The following is a 16,737-nucleotide window of genomic DNA, read 5'->3' as shown; positions in this document are numbered from 1 at the left end:
TCGATTTCGGCTAACTTGTCGTTTGCGTCCCCCGGCAATTGGCTCTAGAGGGACGCGATTGCACCAGGCCCGGGGGGACCAGCCGTGGCAGATGACCCGTCCAATCTCAAATTTCAGCCGCGCGTCGAGGGCAGCGTCATGGGCTTTCCCGCGCATCAGGGACGGCCTGGCGCGCTCGGCGAGGTTCACGCCCGTCCGCATCCGCTGGTCGAGAAACCGCGCGTGCTGGTGCAGCTTTCCTTCATGACCGAAGCTGGGTCCGGCGTCGACCAGGCCGTGCTTTCCGAATTGTCGCGGCGGCTCGGCATCGCCGCGCCTGACCCTCATGCCCGCCACCACGCGATGAAGTGGGGCAAGGGCTCGCTGCGCTGGGAACGGCACACGGAATTCTCCACCTATCTGTGGGAAGGGCCGCTCTCCGAGAGCGGCCAGCGCCACGACGAGTCGCCTTTCGGCAACGGGTTTTCGCCGCCGGGAACGGTGATTTCCGGCATCAGGCTCGAAATCCGCAAATGGACGCAGGCGAGCGAAAAGCTGATCGCCAGCTTCGACCCAACCAGCCTGTGCTATTCGCTGGTCGAGCGCGGCAACGCCGCCATCGTCACCGATTTCCGCCAGGACGGTGACGGCATGACCCGCATGCTGGTGCTCGACCGCGGCCTGACGCCAGCGCGCACCGGCGCGCTGGCGCAGCGGCTGATCGATATCGAAACCTACCGCACGCTGGCCATGCTTGGCCTGCCGCTGGCACTGATGCAGTCCGGTCGCGCGCGCCGCATCGAAGACAGGCTGGCGCAGACCACACTGGAAATGAAAGTCGCCGAAACCCGCGACAGCCAGACGCTGCTTGCCGACCTGACCGAGCTTGCCGCCGAGCTGGAGGCCGATGCAGCCTCCAGCCTCTATCGCTTCGGCGCCAGCCGCGCCTATGACGGCATCGTCCGCGAACGGCTGGAGGCGCTGGAGGAGGAGGCGGTGCCCGGCTACGACACCTGGGGCGGGTTCCTGCAGCGTCGCGTCGCCCCCGCCATGCGCACCTGCCGTTCGGTCGAGGAGCGTCAGGCCAATCTGTCGACGAAGCTCACCCGCGCCACCACGCTGCTGCGCACCTGGGTCGACGTCGAAGTCGAGAAGCAGAACCGCGATCTGCTGGCGTCGATGAACAACCGCGCCCGCCTGCAACTGCGGCTGCAGCAGACGGTGGAAGGGCTGTCGGTGGCCGCCGTCTCCTACTACGTCGTCGGCCTCATCGGCTACGTCGCCAAGGGCGCCTCGATCTTCGGCCATGCCTTCGCGCCCGAGCTCGTCACCGCCGCCTCGGTGCCGCTCGCCATCCTGCTGGTCTGGTGGGGCGTGCGCCGTGTGCGCCGCTTGCACTCCGAACCCGCCAAGCAGGCGGGCGAGTAGGACCGGGTCACCCCCCGGTCCAAACAACCCAAAAGGGAGCATGAAATCTCAGCGGCAGATTGCCGCTGCGGAAGGCCGTCCCGGTGTCGGCGCTCGATTTCGGCCAAAGCAGGATTTGCAACAGGCGCCTGTCGCTGGTAAAAGATTTTTACCAGTCGATCGAAGGAGACTGTCGATGTCCGGCCTGCTGATGCCGAAGCCAGACGACGCCACGATGCGCCGGCGCGACGAGATCGTTGCCGATATGCGCATCATCGTGCCGGGCGAAGGCGTCGTCGACGCTGCCAATTCGATGCGTGCGTTCGAGAGCGACGGCCTCACCGCCTATCGGCAATTGCCGCTGGTCGTGGTGCTGCCCGAAACGGTGGCGCAGGTCTCGCGCGTGCTGAAATATTGCAACGACCGCAACATCCGCGTCGTGCCGCGCGGCTCTGGCACCTCGCTGTCCGGCGGCGCGCTGCCGCTCGAAGATGCCGTGCTGCTGGTGATGAGCAGGTTCAACCACATTCTCGAGATCGATTTTCCCAACCGCATCGTCGTCGCCCAACCGGGCGTCACCAATCTCGGCATCACCACCGCCGTCGAGCAGGAGGGCTTTTACTACGCCCCCGATCCATCCTCCCAGATCGCCTGCTCGATCGGCGGCAATGTCGCGGAGAATTCCGGCGGCGTGCATTGCCTGAAGTACGGTCTTACCGCCAACAATGTGCTCGGTATCGAGATGGTGCTGATGAACGGCGAGGTGGTGCGGCTCGGCGGCAAGCATCTCGACGCGGAAGGCTACGACCTGCTCGGGGTCATGACCGGTTCCGAAGGGCTTCTCGGCGTCGTCACCGAGGTCACTGTGCGCATCCTGAAGAAGCCGGAGACGGCGCGCGCGCTGCTGATCGGCTTCCCGACCAGCGAGCAGGGTGGCCAATGCGTCGCCGACATCATCGGCGCCGGCATCATCCCGGGCGGCATGGAGATGATGGACCGCCCGGCGATCCACGCGGCCGAGGATTTCGTCCATGCCGGCTATCCCTTGGATGTCGAGGCGCTGCTGATCGTCGAGCTCGACGGGCCGGGCGTCGAGGTCGATCACCTGATCGGCCTTGTCGAAGCCATCGCCTATAGGAACGGCTCGACCACATGCCGCATCTCGCAGTCGGAGCAGGAGAGGCTGAGCTTCTGGGCCGGCCGCAAAGCTGCCTTTCCGGCGGTCGGCCGCATCTCGCCCGACTACTACTGCATGGACGGCACCATCCCGCGCAAGGAACTGCCGCGCGTGCTGCACGGGATGCGCGAACTGTCGGAGAAATACGGCCTCGGGGTCGCCAATGTCTTCCATGCCGGCGACGGCAACCTGCATCCGCTGATCCTTTATGACGCCAATGTGCCGGGCGAGCTCGACAAGGCGGAAAGTTTCGGCGCCGACATCCTGCGGCTCTGCGTCAAAGTCGGCGGCGTGCTGACCGGCGAGCACGGGGTGGGGGTGGAGAAGCGCGACCTGATGCCAGAAATGTTCAACCAGATCGACCTCGACCAGCAGATGCGGGTCAAATGCGCTTTCGATCCCAACCATATGCTCAACCCGGGCAAGGTGTTTCCCCAGTTGCGCCGCTGCGCCGAGCTCGGACGCATGCACGTGCATCGCGGGCAGACAGCGTTTCCGGACATTCCGAGGTTTTGATGATGGGATTTCAGAATGGGGGTTCCTCGCCCCCGCGAAGCGGGGGAGAGGTGGCTCGGGCAAAGCCCGAGACGGAGAGGGGGTCTGCGGCCGACGTGCCAAGTCGCCGCTCGCCTGAAAGGATCGCGCGTGCTCGTGAGCTTCGGCATGGCGACAATCCGATGGAAGCAACCTGTGGACCGAACTGAAAGCCAAAAGGCTTGGCGGATATAAATTCGTGCGACAGATGCCAATCGGGCCGTATTTCGCCGACTTCGCCTGCCGAAGCGAAAAGCTGGTCGTTGAACTGGACGGAAGTCACCATGCCGCCGAGAGTTCCTATGACAGACGACGCGACGAATTCATGCGTGGCGAAGGGTTCTCGGTAGTGCGGTTCTGGAACGTCGACGTACTCAAGAGCCGGACAAGCGTTTGCGAGACCATTCTTGCGGCGCTGGAAGGGCGGTTGGCCGAAGACGTGATCGCCTCGGACCTGAGGTTCGTTTTTGCGGCCGAGAAGATTGGAGGTGGCGTTCTATGATTGCCCCCTCTCCGTCTCGGGCTTCGCCCGAGCCACCTCTCCCCCGCGTTGCGGGAGCGAGGAACCAGAGATAGCCATGACCACCTTCACTCCCTCCACCGCAGCCGAAACCCTCTCCACCGTTGCCTGGGCCGCCGCCGAAGACTCGCCGCTCGAAATCCTCGGCCATGGTTCCAAGCGCGGTATCGGCCGTCCGCTGCAGACCGAGCATACGCTCGACCTGTCGAAACTATCCGGCGTGACGCTCTACGAGCCGGCCGAACTGGTGCTGTCGGCCAAAGCCGGCACTCCGCTCGCGGACATCGAAAGCCTGCTTGCCGAAAACGGCCAGCAGCTGGCCTTCGAGCCGCTGGATTACGGCCCGCTGCTCGGCGGTGAGTTAGGGCGAGGCACGATTGGCGGCGTGCTGGCTGCGAACCTTTGCGGCCCGCGCCGGCTGAAGGCGGGGGCGGCGCGCGACCATATTCTCGGCGTTGCGGCGGTTTCCGGTCGCGGCGAGGCCTTCAAGTCCGGCGGCCGCGTCGTCAAGAACGTCACCGGCTACGACCTGTCGAAACTCATGGCCAACAGCTGGGGCACGCTTGCCGTCCTCACCGACGTCACCTTCAAGGTGCTGCCATCAGCCGAGACCGAAGTCACGCTCGCTCTGCGCGGCCTGCTCGACGATCATGCCGCCGCCGCCATGGCGCTGGCGCTCGGCTCCAGCACCGAAGTGTCGAGTGCGGCCCATCTTCCCGAACGCGTCGCCGCGCGGGTCGCCGGCGGCAGCCTCGGCAATGCCGCGGCGACATTGCTGCGCGTCGAGGGGTTCGGCCCGTCGGTCGCCTACCGCATCGCCGCGCTGAAAGACCTGCTCGGAAATGCCGGCCCGCTCGAGGAGATTTCGGGCGATATCTCGCATTCCGTCTGGCGCGACATCAGAGATTGCGCGCCGTTTGCCGACGGCCTGGAAAAGCCGGTGTGGCGCGTGTCGATGGCGCCGGCGCAAGGTCACCAGATGGTGCTGGCGCTGCGCATGCAGGCGGCGGCCGATGCCTTCTATGACTGGCAGGGCGGACTGATCTGGCTGCGCATGGAGCATGGCGATCCCGAAGCCGATCTTCTGCGCGGCCTGGTGAGACAGTATGGCGGCGGCCATGCGACGCTGGTGCGCGCGGCGCCTTCGCATCGCGCCGCTGTGCCGGTGTTTGAGCCGCAGGCGCCGCAACTGGCAGCGTTGTTGGCGCGGCTCAAAGCCGAATTCGATCCTAAGAATATCCTCAATCCCGGCCGTATGGCGCCGGCTGCAAGCTCTGCTACTCTTGGCACGGCAACCGAGGGAGCAGCATTATGAGCGACGTCAATCCAGGCCCGATCGATTCAGGTAAACCCGCGCCGCGCCAGACCGACCGCTGGCTGGAGCCGGGTCCGACCAACGCGTTGGTCATCTACATCCTCTATCTCGCCAGCCTCGTCATCGGCGTCACCGGTATTGTCGGCATCGTGCTGGCCTATATCAACCGCGGCAAAGCAGGCGGCTTCGTCGAGAGCCACTATACATTCCTGATCCGCACCTTCTGGATCGGTCTGCTTTATGCGCTGATCTCGGTTGTGCTGATGATGGTGGCGATAGGCGTCGTGCTGATGTTCGCCGTCGCCGTCTGGTTCATCGCCCGCTGCATTCTCGGCCTGCAGGCGCTGCAGCGGGGCGAGCCGGTCAAAGACCCGGAAAGCTGGTTCTTGGGATTATAGGATTTTTGCGTGCAGACCAATTTTTCGCTTGCCCAGCTTGCCGATCCGCATGTCGCGGAATCGGAGAAGATCCTGCGCAAATGCGTGCATTGCGGCTTCTGCACGGCCACCTGCCCGACCTATGTGACGCTTGGCAACGAGTTGGATTCGCCGCGCGGGCGGATCTACCTGATCAAGGACATGCTGGAGAACGGTCGCCCCGCTGACAAGCAGATCGTCACCCATATCGACCGCTGCCTGTCCTGCCTCGCCTGCATGACAACCTGCCCGTCGGGCGTCAATTACATGCATCTGGTCGACCACGCCCGCGTCCATATCGAGGAGACCTACAGGCGCTCGCCGCTCGATCGGCTGATGCGCGCCATGCTGGCCTTTGTCCTGCCTTATCCCTCGCGCTTTCGCGCTGCGCTCAAGCTGGCGAGGCTCGCGCAGCCATTCGCCGGTCTGTTCGAAAAGATCCCGGCGCTGAAGCCGCTGGGCGCGATGCTCAAGCTTGCCCCGGCGTCGGTTCCTGCGGCCTCGCCAATGGCTTCGCCGGGCATCCATGCCGGCCAGGGCGCAGCAAAAAACGGCCGCGTCGCCATTCTCACCGGCTGCGCACAATCCGTGCTCGATCCCGGCATCAACGACACGACGATCGCGATGCTGACGCGGTTGGGCGTCGAGGTCGTGGTTCCCGAGGGTGAGGGCTGCTGCGGCGCGCTGGTGCATCACATGGGCCGCGAGGGGGCAGCGCTTGCCTCGGCCAGGCGCAATGTCGACGCCTGGACGCGTGCCATCGACCAGGGAGGGCTGGATGCCATCGTCATCACCGCGTCGGGCTGCGGCACCACCATCAAGGACTACGGCTTCATGCTGCGCCTCGATCCGGCCTATGCCGACAAGGCGGCGCGCGTGTCGGCGCTGGCCAAGGACATCACGGAATATCTGGTGGGTCTCGACCTGCCCGAGCCGGTGCGCAAGCCCGGCACCATCGTTGCCTATCACTCTGCCTGCTCGATGCAGCACGGCCAGAAGATCACCCGCCAGCCCAAGGAGCTTTTGGCCAAAGCCGGCTTCATCGTGCGCGAGCCGCGCGAGGGGCATCTGTGCTGCGGCTCGGCCGGCACTTACAACATCCTGCAATCCGAGATTTCGGTACAGCTGCGTGATCGCAAGGTGAGGAATATCGAGGCGACAGGTGCTGAAATCGTCGCCACCGGCAACATTGGCTGCATCACCCAGATTGCGTCAGCGGCGAAGCTGCCTGTGGTGCACACGGTAAAACTGCTCGACTGGGCCTATGGCGGACCGAGGCCGGAAGGCGTTCCGGACAACAGGGCAGTCGTGGCAGCGGAGTGACGGGACAGTTCTGAGGCGAGCCCCTTCATCCGGCCGCGGAGCCTGTACTCGGGCTTGCCGGAGGCAAGACCCGTGGGCTGCCACCTTCTCCCCGTTGGGGACAAGAGACTGGTGCCGGCCTTGAAAGCCGCCTCTCCCCTCGGGGAGATGTCAGCCGAGCGAAGCGGAGGCTGGGTGAGGGGGCCTGCCGGTACGTGCCTATTCCGCCGCGAGCTTGTCCACCACGCCGTAGGTCGCCTGGTAGCGTGCGCGTTGGCGGCTGAGCGCCACCATCGTGTTGCGCAAAAGAATCGCCACGGTGATCGGGCCGACGCCGCCCGGCACTGGCGTGATCCAGGACGCGACATGCTTGACGCTCTCGGCGTCGACGTCGCCAACGATGCGGCTCTCGCCGTCCGGTCCTGTCTCGGCATTGATGCCGATGTCGATGACGGCTGCACCCGGCTTGACCATGTCGGCCTTGATCAACCGCGGCTTGCCGACGGCGACGAACAGCGCATCGGCACGGCGCGCGTGCGCTGCCACCGAGCGCGTCATGTGATGGCAGACCGTCACCGTCGCGCCCTTGCTCATCAAGAGGAAGGCGATCGGCTTGCCGACGATCTCGGAGTGGCCGACGATGACGACCTCGAGCCCCTTCAGATCGAGGCCGGTCTCCTTGAGCAGTTCGACCGAAGCGGCCGCCGTGCACGGTGCAAGGTCGAGCTGGTTGTAGACGATGTTGCCGATCGAGGCCGGGTGCATGCCCTCGACGTCCTTGAGCGGATGCACCGCCGCCTGAAGCGTCTTGATCGGGATATGCACCGGCACCGGCCGCTGGATGATGATACCGGTGACGCGCGGATCGGCATTAAGACCGTGGATCGCTGCTTCGAGTTCGCCGGCGGTGATGTCGGCGGCAAACCGTCTTTCCTCGAAACCGATGCCGGCCAATGCCGCCTTGGCGCGCTGGTTGCGCACATAGACGTCGACCGCAGCGGTGTCGCCGACGGTGATCGATATCAGTTTGGGCGGAAAACCTTCTGCGGTAGCGATCGCTGCATCCTCGCGCACCGAGGCGATGATGCGTTGGGCGACCGGGCCGCCTTTGAGATAGCGGCTGTCATCGGACAGGGGCATGTAGATTGGCCTTTGTCTGGGAACGTTGCAGCCGACATAGCAAAATAACGAGAAGAATGGCAGCGAGAATGCGAACCGCCATACCCCGGGCGCGACCTACCGGTCAAAGCTGACCCTGCCAGACGTGATCCTGTCGCGTCCTAGAAACAGAAAGGGCAGCGCGGTTTGCCGCGCTGCCCTTTCTTGACTGGCCGCATCCCCACACGGCCCGTCCCCCGTGTTCCGATGATCCAGAGTCTTCTGGACAGAATCGGCAACAAAATCAACTGCAGATTACATCACCACAACCGTCGTGCCAACATCGACCCGCTCATAGAGGTCGACGACGTCCTCGTTGCGCATGCGAATGCAGCCCGACGACACGGCGCCGCCGATCGTCCAGGGCTGGTTGGTGCCGTGGATGCGGTAGAGCGTCGAGCCGAGATAGAGAGCGCGCGCGCCGAGCGGGTTCTCGACGCCGCCGGCGACATAGGTCGGCAGATAACGGCCGTTGGCGGCCTCGCGCGAGATCATCTGCGCCGGCGGTCGCCATTCGGGCCAGACCTTCTTCTGCGAGATCTTGTGCTTGCCGGCCCATTCGAAGCCCGGCTTGCCGGTGCCGACGCCATAGCGCCGCGCCTTGCCGTTGGTCTCGACCAGATAAAGGAAATTCTCCCTCGTATCGATGACGATCGTGCCCGGCTTCTCCGGACCGTCATAGGCCACCTCCTGCGGCAGGTAGATCGGGTTGATCTGCGGCCGCGCGAGCAGGCGCTTCTTGGCCGGCGCCTGCATCGCCGCCGTATGCAGCTGAGCCGGTTGCGCCTGCCTTTGAGAACGGCGCTGCGGCTTTTGCATCTCTTGCCGGTTCTGGCGGACGATGCCCGGCGCGCGGCCAAGCTGCAGCACCCAGGGCGCCGAAAGGTCGGGGCTCACCATCACTGGCGGCCTGTCGGCATAGCGGTCATTGGCGCTGGAGGATGTAGCGGCAGCGGCCAGCACGGCCGCGGCGCCGAGCAGCGGGAACAAAAGTGTCTTCATCGGAACGCACCTTGATCATCGAACACGCCGGGGCCCAAAAGCGTCCCCGATTTCGCGGACATTGGGCGCGGAGCGGCAACCGAAACGTGAATCGGAATGCGTAAAATGCTCCATTGTCAGTAAACCTTTCGGTGTGGTTACCGGCCGGTTCAGGAATCTGGTAAAGCCGCGGTAAAGGCAGCGCTGAGACGCATTAACGAATGGAATTCTGCCATGGATGAGAAGACAGGCCTGCTCTCCGGACCCGACGGTGTCGCGCGCTGCTTCTGGCACGGCAATCTGCCGGATTATTTGCACTACCACGATCATGAATGGGGCCGGCCGGTCACTGACGACCCCAGGCTGTTCGAAAAAATCTGCCTCGAAGGCTTTCAGTCGGGCCTGTCCTGGCTAACCATATTGCGCAAGCGCGAGAATTTCCGCGAGGCGTTCGCCGGCTTCGATATCGACAAGATCGCCGCCTTCACCGACGAGGATGTCGAACGCCTGCTCGGCAATGCCGGCATTATCCGCCACCGCGGCAAGATCGTCTCGACCATCAATAACGCCAAGCGCGCCCGTGAAATGGCCGACGAGGCCGGCTCGCTGGCGGCCTGGTTCTGGAAGTTCGAACCCGGCCCGGACCAGCGGCCCGAAATCGTCGATCTCGCGCATCTGCGCGCCAACCCGACCACGGCGGTCTCTGTGCGGATGTCAAAGGAGCTGAAAAAACGCGGCTGGAGCTTTGTCGGCCCGACCACCGTCTACGCCTTCATGCAGGCCATGGGGCTGGTCAACGACCATCTCGAGGGCTGTGTCTGCCGCGAGCAGGTCGAGGCGGAGCGCAAGGCGTTCAAGCGGCCGAAGTGAGCTTCCTTTTTGCCTTCTCCTACAAAGGGGAGAAGGAAAGGGCGCTCAAAAACTCAAGCGCCGCTGGCGCCGGCCAGAAAAAGCCCGGCGACGATGGCCGCCACCGTGGCAAGGGCTGGGTAGATCACCAGCAGGCCGGTCACCAGCGCATCGCGCATGGTCGGTCCTGTACGCTCGTCCGCGGCAACCTCGAACGGTCCCGCCATTTGGGTTGCAGGCCTCGGTGCATGATGATCGGCCGGCCGCAGCCGGGGCCGCTCGCGGGTGCCGCTGTCGATGATGTCGAATTGCCGTGCCGTGGTCATGGCTCGAACCCCTTGTTTCGGCGCGCTTTATCGGCTGCGATTGTGTCGGCACGATGCCGCGCTCATGGCGGAATTGTTTCGTTTTGGCCCGGTGTGTTTCAGGAAAAATGCAAACCCTTGCCGCTCCCGGCTGCATCGGTTAGGACACCCGCGCTGTGGAAATTCAGTAATTTTGCCGATCCACGGAACGCTAGGAAACACCGAGTACCCATACGATGGCCGACAAATCGGAAAAGATGAAAGCGCGGCTGCCGCGCGGGCTTGTCGACCGCGGCGCCGACGATATCCGCGCCGTCGAGAAGATGATGGCGACGATCCGCTCGGTCTATGAGCTTTACGGCTTCGAGTCGGTCGACCAGCCGATGATCGAATACACCGATGCGCTGGGCAAATTCCTGCCCGACCAGGATCGGCCGAACGAGGGCGTATTCTCCTTCCAGGACGACGATGACCAGTGGCTGTCGCTGCGCTACGATTTGACCGCGCCGATGGCCCGCTTCGTCGCCGAGAACTTCGAGCGTCTGCCGAAACCCTATCGCAGCTACCGCTCCGGCTGGGTGTTCCGCAACGAGAAGCCCGGCCCCGGCCGCTTCCGCCAGTTCATGCAGTTCGATGCCGACACGGTCGGCACGCCGGGTGTGGCGGCGGACGCCGAAATGGCGATGATGATGGCCGACGTGATGGAGGCGCTGGGCATCAAACGCGGCGACTACGTCATTAGGGTCAACAATCGCAAGGTGCTCGACGGCGTGCTCGAGGCGATCGGCCTCGGTGGCGACGAGAATGTCGGCCGGCGGCTGACGGTGCTGCGGGCGATCGACAAACTGGACAAGCTGGGCGTCGAGGGGGTTCGTCTGCTGCTTGGCACCGGACGCAAGGACGAGAGCGGTGATTTTACCAAGGGCGCCGGGCTGGACAACGTTCAAGCTGAGGCAATCCTTCACGCTACGGCGAAGCCTGAGCTAGGTGATTTAGGACACCCGGACTCCGCAGTGAGAGCCAGCCAGTCCTTCAACGAAGGCGTTGCCGAACTATCAACCATTGAAGACTTGGTAAGGGCAGCTGGATATGGCGAAGACCGAATAGTTATGGATCGTTCCGTCGTTCGTGGTCTCGAATATTATACCGGTCCGGTCTACGAAGCCGAGCTCCTGGCCGAGATCCCCAACGAAGAGGGAAAAATCGTGCGCTTCGGCTCGGTTGGCGGTGGCGGGCGTTATGACGGCCTCGTCTCGCGCTTTCGTGGGGAGCCGGTGCCGGCGACCGGCTTTTCCATCGGCGTCTCCAGGCTGATGACCGCGCTGAAGAACCTCGGCAAGCTCGATACGTCTGACGTGATCGCACCGGTCGTCGTGCTCACCATGGACAAGGACACGGAAAGCCTCGGCCGCTACCAGAAGATGGTGGCCGAGTTGCGCGCCGCCGGCATCCGTTCCGAAATGTATCTCGGTGGCGCCGGCATGAAGGCGCAGCTCAAATATGCCGACCGCCGCGGCAGCCCGGTCGCCATCATCCAGGGCGGCGACGAGCGGGCCAAGGCTGAGGTGCAGATCAAGGACCTGATCGAGGGCGCCCGCATGTCGGCGGAGATTGCGGACAACGCCGAATGGCGCGCCGCACGCCCGGCGCAGGTGACGGTGGCGGAAAGCGAGCTGGTTCGCGAGGTCAGGAAGATACTCGCGGCGCAGGCCGAGGAGCGAGCGCGTGGCAAGTAGAGGTCGCGTTTCGTCGCGCCCCCCTCTGTCCTGCCGGACATCTCCCCCACATGGGGGGAGATCGCCAGTTTCACCGGCGGCTCCATCCGTTCAGTGTCGGCGATTGGCGAAAGCGGCGACGACAGCCGATCTCCCCCCAAGTGGGGGAGATGTCCGGCAGGGCAGAGGGGGGCGCCATAGAACGCTAACCTCCGCACTCCGTCCCGCACCCGCTGCGCGCCAATCCACCTTCTCCCACAGGGGGAGAAGGGAAGGGCGCCTGCCATGACCTCCAGCTACCCCGCCATCGCATCAGACATCACAAAACTCTTCGCCGCGCGAAACACGCATGCGGTCGAGGTGGCGGTGCTGCAGCCGGCCGACCCATTCCTCGATATGGCGGGAGAGGATCTGCGCCGCCGCATTTTCCTCACCGAAAGCGAGACCGGCCTCACACTTTGCCTGCGGCCCGAGTTCACCATCCCGGTCTGCCTCGACCACATCGCCAGCCAGGCCGGCACGCCGCGCCGTTATTCCTATCTCGGCGAGGTGTTTCGCCAGCGCCGCGAGGGCGGCAATGAGTTCTTCCAAGCCGGCATCGAGGATCTCGGCGACCGCGACACGCCGCAGGCCGATGCCCGTTCGCTGGCCGATGCGCATGCGCTGCTTTCGCTGGTGCTGCCGGACCAGGCACTGGCGATCACGCTCGGCGATCAGACCATATTCGAAGCGGTGCTCGCCGCGCTCGGCCTGCCGCGCGGCTGGCGCATGCGGCTGGCCCGGGCTTTCGGTTCGGCGGCGATGCTGGAGGCAGCGCTTGCCGACCTCGCCAACCCGCCACGCAACGGCCAGCTCGCCGGCCCAGTCGCTGCCCTTGTCCTCAATGGCGACCTGGAAGGGCTTTCGTCGCACATCGCCGGCGGCATGGAGCAAGCGGGGCTGTCGGCGTCGGCCGGGCGCTCGCCGGCCGACATTGCTAGGCGGCTCATCGAAAAGGCCGAACTGCGCAGCGTGCGGCTGTCGAACGAGGCGTTTTCGGCGCTGAAGGATTTTCTGGCGATCGACGTAGCGCTTGACGGCGCCGCACAGGCGCTCGAAACGTTCGCGGCCGGCGCCGGACTTTCGCTGGGCGCGGCGCTGGACAATTTTTCCGCACGTGCAAAGTCGATCGAAGCTCTTGGCCTGCCCACGGCAAAAATCCGCTACGACGCCGCCTTCGGTCGTCCGCTCGACTATTACACCGGTCTGGTCTTCGAGATCGCGGCGGAAAACGGCGACCGGCCGCTGGCCGGCGGCGGCCGCTATGACCGCTTGCTGACGCTGCTCGGCGCGAAAACGCCGATCCCCGGCGTCGGCTTTTCCGTCTGGCTCGACCGCATCGAAGCGTTGCGGGAGAAGGCGCAATGATCACGCTGGCGATCCCGTCGAAGGGCCGGCTCAAGGAGCAGGCGCTGGAGGTGCTGGCCAACGCCGGGCTTGCCGTCAGCCTGCCCGGCGACGAGCGTAAATACCGCGCCCGCATCGAAGGTGTGGAGAGCGTCGAGGTGGCGTTTCTGTCGGCGTCCGAAATATCAGGCGAGATCGGCCAGGGCTCGGTCGACCTCGGCATCACCGGCGAGGATCTGTTGCGCGAAAGCCTCGCCGATTGGGAGGCGCGTGCGGAGATCGTCGCCCGCCTCGGTTTCGGCAACGCCGATGTCGTGGTGGCGGTGCCCGACATCTGGCTCGATGTCGATACGATGGCCGATCTCGACGATGTCGCCGCCGATTTCCGACAGCGCCACGGCAGGCGGCTCAGGATCGCAACCAAATACTGGCGGCTGACGCAGCAGTTCTTTTCGCAAAAGCACGGTATCCAGGTCTATCGCATCGTGGAGAGCCTGGGCGCCACCGAAGGCGCGCCGGCGGCGGGATTGGCCGATGTCGTCGTCGACATCACCACGTCAGGCTCGACGCTGCGCGCCAACCATCTGAAGGTGCTGGCCGACGGCGTCATTCTGCGCTCGCAGGCCTGCCTTGTCGCATCGCGGAAGCTGCGTACGGCGGCGGACGAGGCAATCTTGCGCGACATCGCGGCGAAGGTGGCAGGCGCAATCCCTCCCCCTTGAGGGGAGGGTGCCTCGCGGAGCGAGGCGGGTGGGGTCGTCTCACGTCGAGCGCTGCCGCAACGACCCCACCCGTCCATCCGTCTTCGGCGGCTGTCCACCCTCCCCTCAAGGGGGAGGGATCGCCGCGCTCCAGTACCATCAACGGGATTTCCACCACCCCGGCAGGCTGATAGACTCGGCCTCGTCTGCGGAGGAGACGGCGATGCCGATCAATCTCGACGAGTTGAAGAATGCCACCAGTCTGCGCGGCCGCCGCCCGCGCAACGGCGGTACGTTTGTCGCGCCGGTCGACGGCCGGGCGCATGTGTCGGGCGAGCGCACCGTTCCGCTGCTGCAGCAGACCATCCCGGCGCTGCTTTCGGACACCGTCAGCAGATACGGCACGCTCGATGCCGCGGTCTTCGTCGAACAGGACAAGCGCTTCACCTGGAGCGAACTTTCAGACACGGTGGATGCCCTGGCCGCAGGCTTCCTGGCGCTCGGCCTCGGAAAGGGAGACCGCGTCGGCATCTGGTCACCGAACCGCTGGGAATGGCTGGTGACGCAATTCGCCACCGCGCGCATCGGCCTGATCCTGGTCAACATCAATCCGGCCTACCGGCTGACCGAGCTGGATTATGCGTTGAACAAGGTCGCTTGCCGAGCGCTGGTCACGGCCGCCAAATTCAAGACGTCCGACTATCTCGGCATGATTGAGACGCTCGCGCCGGAGATCGCGACTGCGACGCCCGGCAAACTTGAGGCGAAAAAATTGCCGGCGCTGAAGATCGTCATCCGCATGGGCGAGGAGAATTCTCCCGGCATGTTCAATTTCGCCGACGTTCTGGCGATGGCAGGACGTGACGAGCATGACAGCCTCGACCGGATCTCCGAGGGGCTGAAGCCCGGCGACGCCATCAACATCCAGTTCACCTCAGGCACGACAGGCGCGCCAAAGGGCGCGACGCTGACCCACAACAACATCGTCAACAACGGCAATTTCGTCACATCGGCGATCAGGCTGACCGTCGAGGACCGGTTGTGCATCCCGGTGCCGCTCTATCACTGCTTCGGCATGTCGATGGGCACGATCGGCTGCGTCACCAAGGGCGCAACCATGGTTTTCCCGGGCGAGGGCTTCGATGCCGGCGCCACGCTGAAGGCAGTGGCGGGCGAGCGCTGTACCGGCCTATACGGCGTGCCGACTATGTTCGTCGGCCTGCTCGACCATCCGGATTTTGACACCTTCGATCTCACCAGCTTGCGCACCGGCATCATGGCCGGCTCGCCGTGCCCGATCGAGGTGATGAAGAAGGTGGTGTCGCTGATGCACATGGCAGAGGTGACCATCGCCTATGGCATGACCGAGACCAGCCCGGTGTCGTTCCAGAGCAGCGTCGACGACCCACTGGAAAAGCGCGTCTCGACGGTCGGCCGCGTCCACCCCCATGTCGAGGTCAAAGCGATCGATGCCGATGGCGCCACCGTTGCGGTCGGTGCGCCGGGCGAACTCTGCACGCGCGGCTATTCGGTGATGAAGGGCTATTGGGACGACGAGGAAAAAACCCGCGAGGCGATCGATCCCGACGGCTGGATGCACACCGGCGACCTCGCCACCATCGATGCGGAGGGCTATTGCAACATTGTCGGCCGGGTCAAGGACATGGTCATCCGCGGCGGCGAGAACGTCTATCCGCGCGAGGTCGAGGAGTTCCTCTATCGCCATCCCAAGGTCAGGGAAGTGCAGGTGTTCGGCATTCCCGACTCGAAATATGGCGAGGAGCTTTGCGCGTGGATTGTGCTCAAGCCGGGCCAGATCGCCACCGAGCAGGAGATCAAGGCCTTTTGCGCCGGCCAGATCGCCCACTACAAGCTCCCGCGCCACATCCGCTTTCGCACCGAATTGCCGATGACGGTGACCGGCAAGCCGCAAAAGTTTCTCATGCGCGAGGCGATGGTTGACGAACTGGGGCTGGTGACGCCGAAGACCGCCTGAGGGCCGGACCGGCGGAGCATCGTAGTCCTGTTGGCTGCCCTTTGCGACGCCCGGGCGAGACGCATGCTTCCGGGGTGGAGAAAAGCGGTTGGCTACCTATTTCGGAAGAGAGCGGATGGGGAAACAAGGCCGAAATCTCGGCCCCAAAGCGAAAGGAACCCGCAATGGCAAAGAATACGATTTGCCTCTGGTACGATAAGGACGCCGAGGCTGCCGCCCGCTTCTACTCCGAGATATTTCCTGACAGCGTGGTGAGTGCCGTGCACCGTGCACCCAGTGACTACCCGGCCGGCAAAGAGGGCGACGTGTTGACGGTCGAATTCACAGTCGCGGGCCTTCCTTGTATCGGCCTCAACGGGGGTCCCGAGTTCAAGCACAACGAAGCGTTCTCTTTCCAGATCGCCACCGATGATCAGGAGGAGACCGACCGCTATTGGAATGCCATTGTCGGCAACGGCGGCCAGGAGAGCGTGTGCGGCTGGTGCAAAGACAAATGGGGGATTTCCTGGCAAATCACGCCGCGCGTGCTGACTGACGCGATGGCGGCTGGCGGCGACGAGGCAAAGCGCGCGTTTGATGCCATGATGACCATGGTGAAAATCGACGTCGCCGCGATCGAGGCGGCGCGGCGCGGTTGATGCTCCATCGATTTGCGGCCAATTGCTGCCAGAGCTTGTCCGCTCGCCGCCCAAGTGCGGCCGTCCAGCCACCAGCTTGCGCAGCGCGGCAGCCTTCGCATCAAGCTGGGCGATCGGGTGATAGTCGGCGATGTCATTGGCTTGCTCTGCAATACGGGCAACTCGACCGCTCCGCACCTTCATTTCCCTGGTGATGGCTGTCGCAGTCGGAGCCAGCGCGCTGTCGGTAGACGAAGGTTCGCTGAGCGTCAGGATCCTTATCGGAGCGCTTTCGAGCGCGATTATGTTCATCACCATTTTCGTGATGCTCGACCATGCCGAGCGGTGGCTCGGCGTGTAGGCGAGCCGTACGGCACGC

At 64.4% G+C, this 16,737-nt stretch carries 15 protein-coding genes and 1 pseudogene; 13 read left to right on the top strand and 3 right to left on the bottom strand.

The annotated features are described in order from the left end of the window. Positions 1-84: 84 nt before the first annotated feature. The 6 genes and pseudogenes from CIT31_RS13770 (at position 85) to glcF (ending at position 6,671) form a co-directional block, all read left to right on the top strand. Positions 85-1,407 carry a DUF3422 family protein gene (locus tag CIT31_RS13770; protein ID WP_095519009.1) on the top strand — a complete coding sequence of 441 codons (1,323 nt, stop codon included), beginning with the start codon at positions 85-87 and terminating at the stop codon, positions 1,405-1,407. 175 nt (positions 1,408-1,582) lie between these two features. After that, on the top strand, positions 1,583-3,079 hold the full coding sequence (locus tag CIT31_RS13765; protein ID WP_095519008.1) for an FAD-linked oxidase C-terminal domain-containing protein: 1,497 nt from the start codon (positions 1,583-1,585) through the stop codon (positions 3,077-3,079). 2 nt (positions 3,080-3,081) lie between these two features. Next, positions 3,082-3,599: pseudogene (locus CIT31_RS13760) on the top strand (endonuclease domain-containing protein). Between the two features lie 76 nt (positions 3,600-3,675). Continuing rightward, entirely contained in the window at positions 3,676-4,932 is a 1,257-nt protein-coding gene (locus tag CIT31_RS13755; RefSeq protein ID WP_095519007.1) for an FAD-binding protein, read from the top strand. After that, positions 4,929-5,330 carry a DUF4870 family protein gene (locus tag CIT31_RS13750; protein WP_095519006.1) on the top strand — a complete coding sequence of 134 codons (402 nt, stop codon included), beginning with the start codon at positions 4,929-4,931 and terminating at the stop codon, positions 5,328-5,330. The genes CIT31_RS13755 and CIT31_RS13750 overlap by 4 nt, the downstream gene beginning before the upstream one ends. 9 nt (positions 5,331-5,339) lie before the next feature. Beyond that, on the top strand, positions 5,340-6,671 hold the full coding sequence (glcF, locus tag CIT31_RS13745) for a glycolate oxidase subunit GlcF (protein WP_095519005.1): 1,332 nt from the start codon (positions 5,340-5,342) through the stop codon (positions 6,669-6,671). Positions 6,672-6,869: 198 nt separating this feature from the next. On the opposite strand, the gene CIT31_RS13740 is transcribed toward glcF, so the two are convergent. Next, positions 6,870-7,790: a bifunctional 5,10-methylenetetrahydrofolate dehydrogenase/5,10-methenyltetrahydrofolate cyclohydrolase gene (locus tag CIT31_RS13740; RefSeq protein WP_095519004.1), complete on the bottom strand. Its 921-nt coding sequence runs from the start codon at positions 7,788-7,790 to the stop codon at positions 6,870-6,872. Between the two features lie 273 nt (positions 7,791-8,063). Continuing rightward, a complete protein-coding gene (locus CIT31_RS13735) occupies positions 8,064-8,810 on the bottom strand; it encodes a L,D-transpeptidase (protein ID WP_095519003.1) in 747 nt (248 codons plus the stop codon). A 213-nt stretch (positions 8,811-9,023) separates the two neighbouring features. Between CIT31_RS13735 and CIT31_RS13730 the strand changes: the two genes are divergently transcribed. Beyond that, entirely contained in the window at positions 9,024-9,659 is a 636-nt protein-coding gene (locus CIT31_RS13730; protein WP_095519002.1) for a DNA-3-methyladenine glycosylase I, read from the top strand. A gap of 53 nt (positions 9,660-9,712) precedes the next feature. Here CIT31_RS13730 and CIT31_RS13725 read toward each other — a convergent pair whose 3' ends face one another. Then, the gene (locus tag CIT31_RS13725) at positions 9,713-9,964 is read right to left on the bottom strand and encodes a hypothetical protein (RefSeq protein ID WP_095519001.1); all 252 of its coding nucleotides are present in this window, start codon (positions 9,962-9,964) and stop codon (positions 9,713-9,715) included. Between the two features lie 215 nt (positions 9,965-10,179). Here CIT31_RS13725 and hisS point away from each other — a divergent pair, with 215 nt between their 5' ends. The 6 genes from hisS (at position 10,180) to CIT31_RS35105 (ending at position 16,719) form a co-directional block, all read left to right on the top strand. Next, positions 10,180-11,679 (top strand): histidine--tRNA ligase, encoded by a 1,500-nt coding sequence (gene hisS / locus CIT31_RS13720; RefSeq protein ID WP_095519000.1) that lies wholly within the window; start codon positions 10,180-10,182, stop codon positions 11,677-11,679. A gap of 264 nt (positions 11,680-11,943) precedes the next feature. Continuing rightward, entirely contained in the window at positions 11,944-13,065 is a 1,122-nt protein-coding gene (locus tag CIT31_RS13715) for an ATP phosphoribosyltransferase regulatory subunit (protein ID WP_095518999.1), read from the top strand. Continuing rightward, positions 13,062-13,766: an ATP phosphoribosyltransferase gene (hisG, locus tag CIT31_RS13710; RefSeq protein WP_095518998.1), complete on the top strand. Its 705-nt coding sequence runs from the start codon at positions 13,062-13,064 to the stop codon at positions 13,764-13,766. The genes CIT31_RS13715 and hisG overlap by 4 nt, the downstream gene beginning before the upstream one ends. 202 nt (positions 13,767-13,968) lie before the next feature. Then, positions 13,969-15,741, top strand: coding sequence for an AMP-binding protein (locus CIT31_RS13705; protein ID WP_095518997.1), 1,773 nt, complete (start codon positions 13,969-13,971; stop codon positions 15,739-15,741). A 164-nt stretch (positions 15,742-15,905) separates the two neighbouring features. Continuing rightward, entirely contained in the window at positions 15,906-16,379 is a 474-nt protein-coding gene (locus tag CIT31_RS13700) for a VOC family protein (RefSeq protein WP_065010942.1), read from the top strand. Positions 16,380-16,569: 190 nt separating this feature from the next. Further along, positions 16,570-16,719, top strand: coding sequence for a hypothetical protein (locus tag CIT31_RS35105; protein ID WP_245316224.1), 150 nt, complete (start codon positions 16,570-16,572; stop codon positions 16,717-16,719). Positions 16,720-16,737: the final 18 nt, after the last annotated feature.

It is taken from the genome of Mesorhizobium wenxiniae (genome assembly GCF_002284535.1).
In the GTDB taxonomy this organism is placed as follows: domain Bacteria; phylum Pseudomonadota; class Alphaproteobacteria; order Rhizobiales; family Rhizobiaceae; genus Mesorhizobium; species Mesorhizobium wenxiniae.
The sequence above is the reverse complement of the archived record's forward strand: the minus strand, read 5'-3'. Positions and strand labels throughout refer to the sequence as shown.

Bases quoted from the DNA above. Each gene is read 5' to 3' on its own strand.
- CIT31_RS13725 (WP_095519001.1), bottom strand. From the start codon at position 9,964: ATGACCACGGCACGGCAATTCGACATCATCGACAGCGGCACCCGCGAG.
- hisS (WP_095519000.1), top strand. From the start codon at position 10,180: ATGGCCGACAAATCGGAAAAGATGAAAGCGCGGCTGCCGCGCGGGCTT.
- CIT31_RS13705 (WP_095518997.1), top strand. From the start codon at position 13,969: ATGCCGATCAATCTCGACGAGTTGAAGAATGCCACCAGTCTGCGCGGC.
- hisG (WP_095518998.1), top strand. From the start codon at position 13,062: ATGATCACGCTGGCGATCCCGTCGAAGGGCCGGCTCAAGGAGCAGGCG.
- CIT31_RS13740 (WP_095519004.1), bottom strand. From the start codon at position 7,790: ATGCCCCTGTCCGATGACAGCCGCTATCTCAAAGGCGGCCCGGTCGCC.
- CIT31_RS13750 (WP_095519006.1), top strand. From the start codon at position 4,929: ATGAGCGACGTCAATCCAGGCCCGATCGATTCAGGTAAACCCGCGCCG.
- CIT31_RS13765 (WP_095519008.1), top strand. From the start codon at position 1,583: ATGTCCGGCCTGCTGATGCCGAAGCCAGACGACGCCACGATGCGCCGG.
- CIT31_RS13730 (WP_095519002.1), top strand. From the start codon at position 9,024: ATGGATGAGAAGACAGGCCTGCTCTCCGGACCCGACGGTGTCGCGCGC.
- CIT31_RS13755 (WP_095519007.1), top strand. From the start codon at position 3,676: ATGACCACCTTCACTCCCTCCACCGCAGCCGAAACCCTCTCCACCGTT.
- CIT31_RS13735 (WP_095519003.1), bottom strand. From the start codon at position 8,810: ATGAAGACACTTTTGTTCCCGCTGCTCGGCGCCGCGGCCGTGCTGGCC.
- CIT31_RS13715 (WP_095518999.1), top strand. From the start codon at position 11,944: ATGACCTCCAGCTACCCCGCCATCGCATCAGACATCACAAAACTCTTC.
- CIT31_RS13700 (WP_065010942.1), top strand. From the start codon at position 15,906: ATGGCAAAGAATACGATTTGCCTCTGGTACGATAAGGACGCCGAGGCT.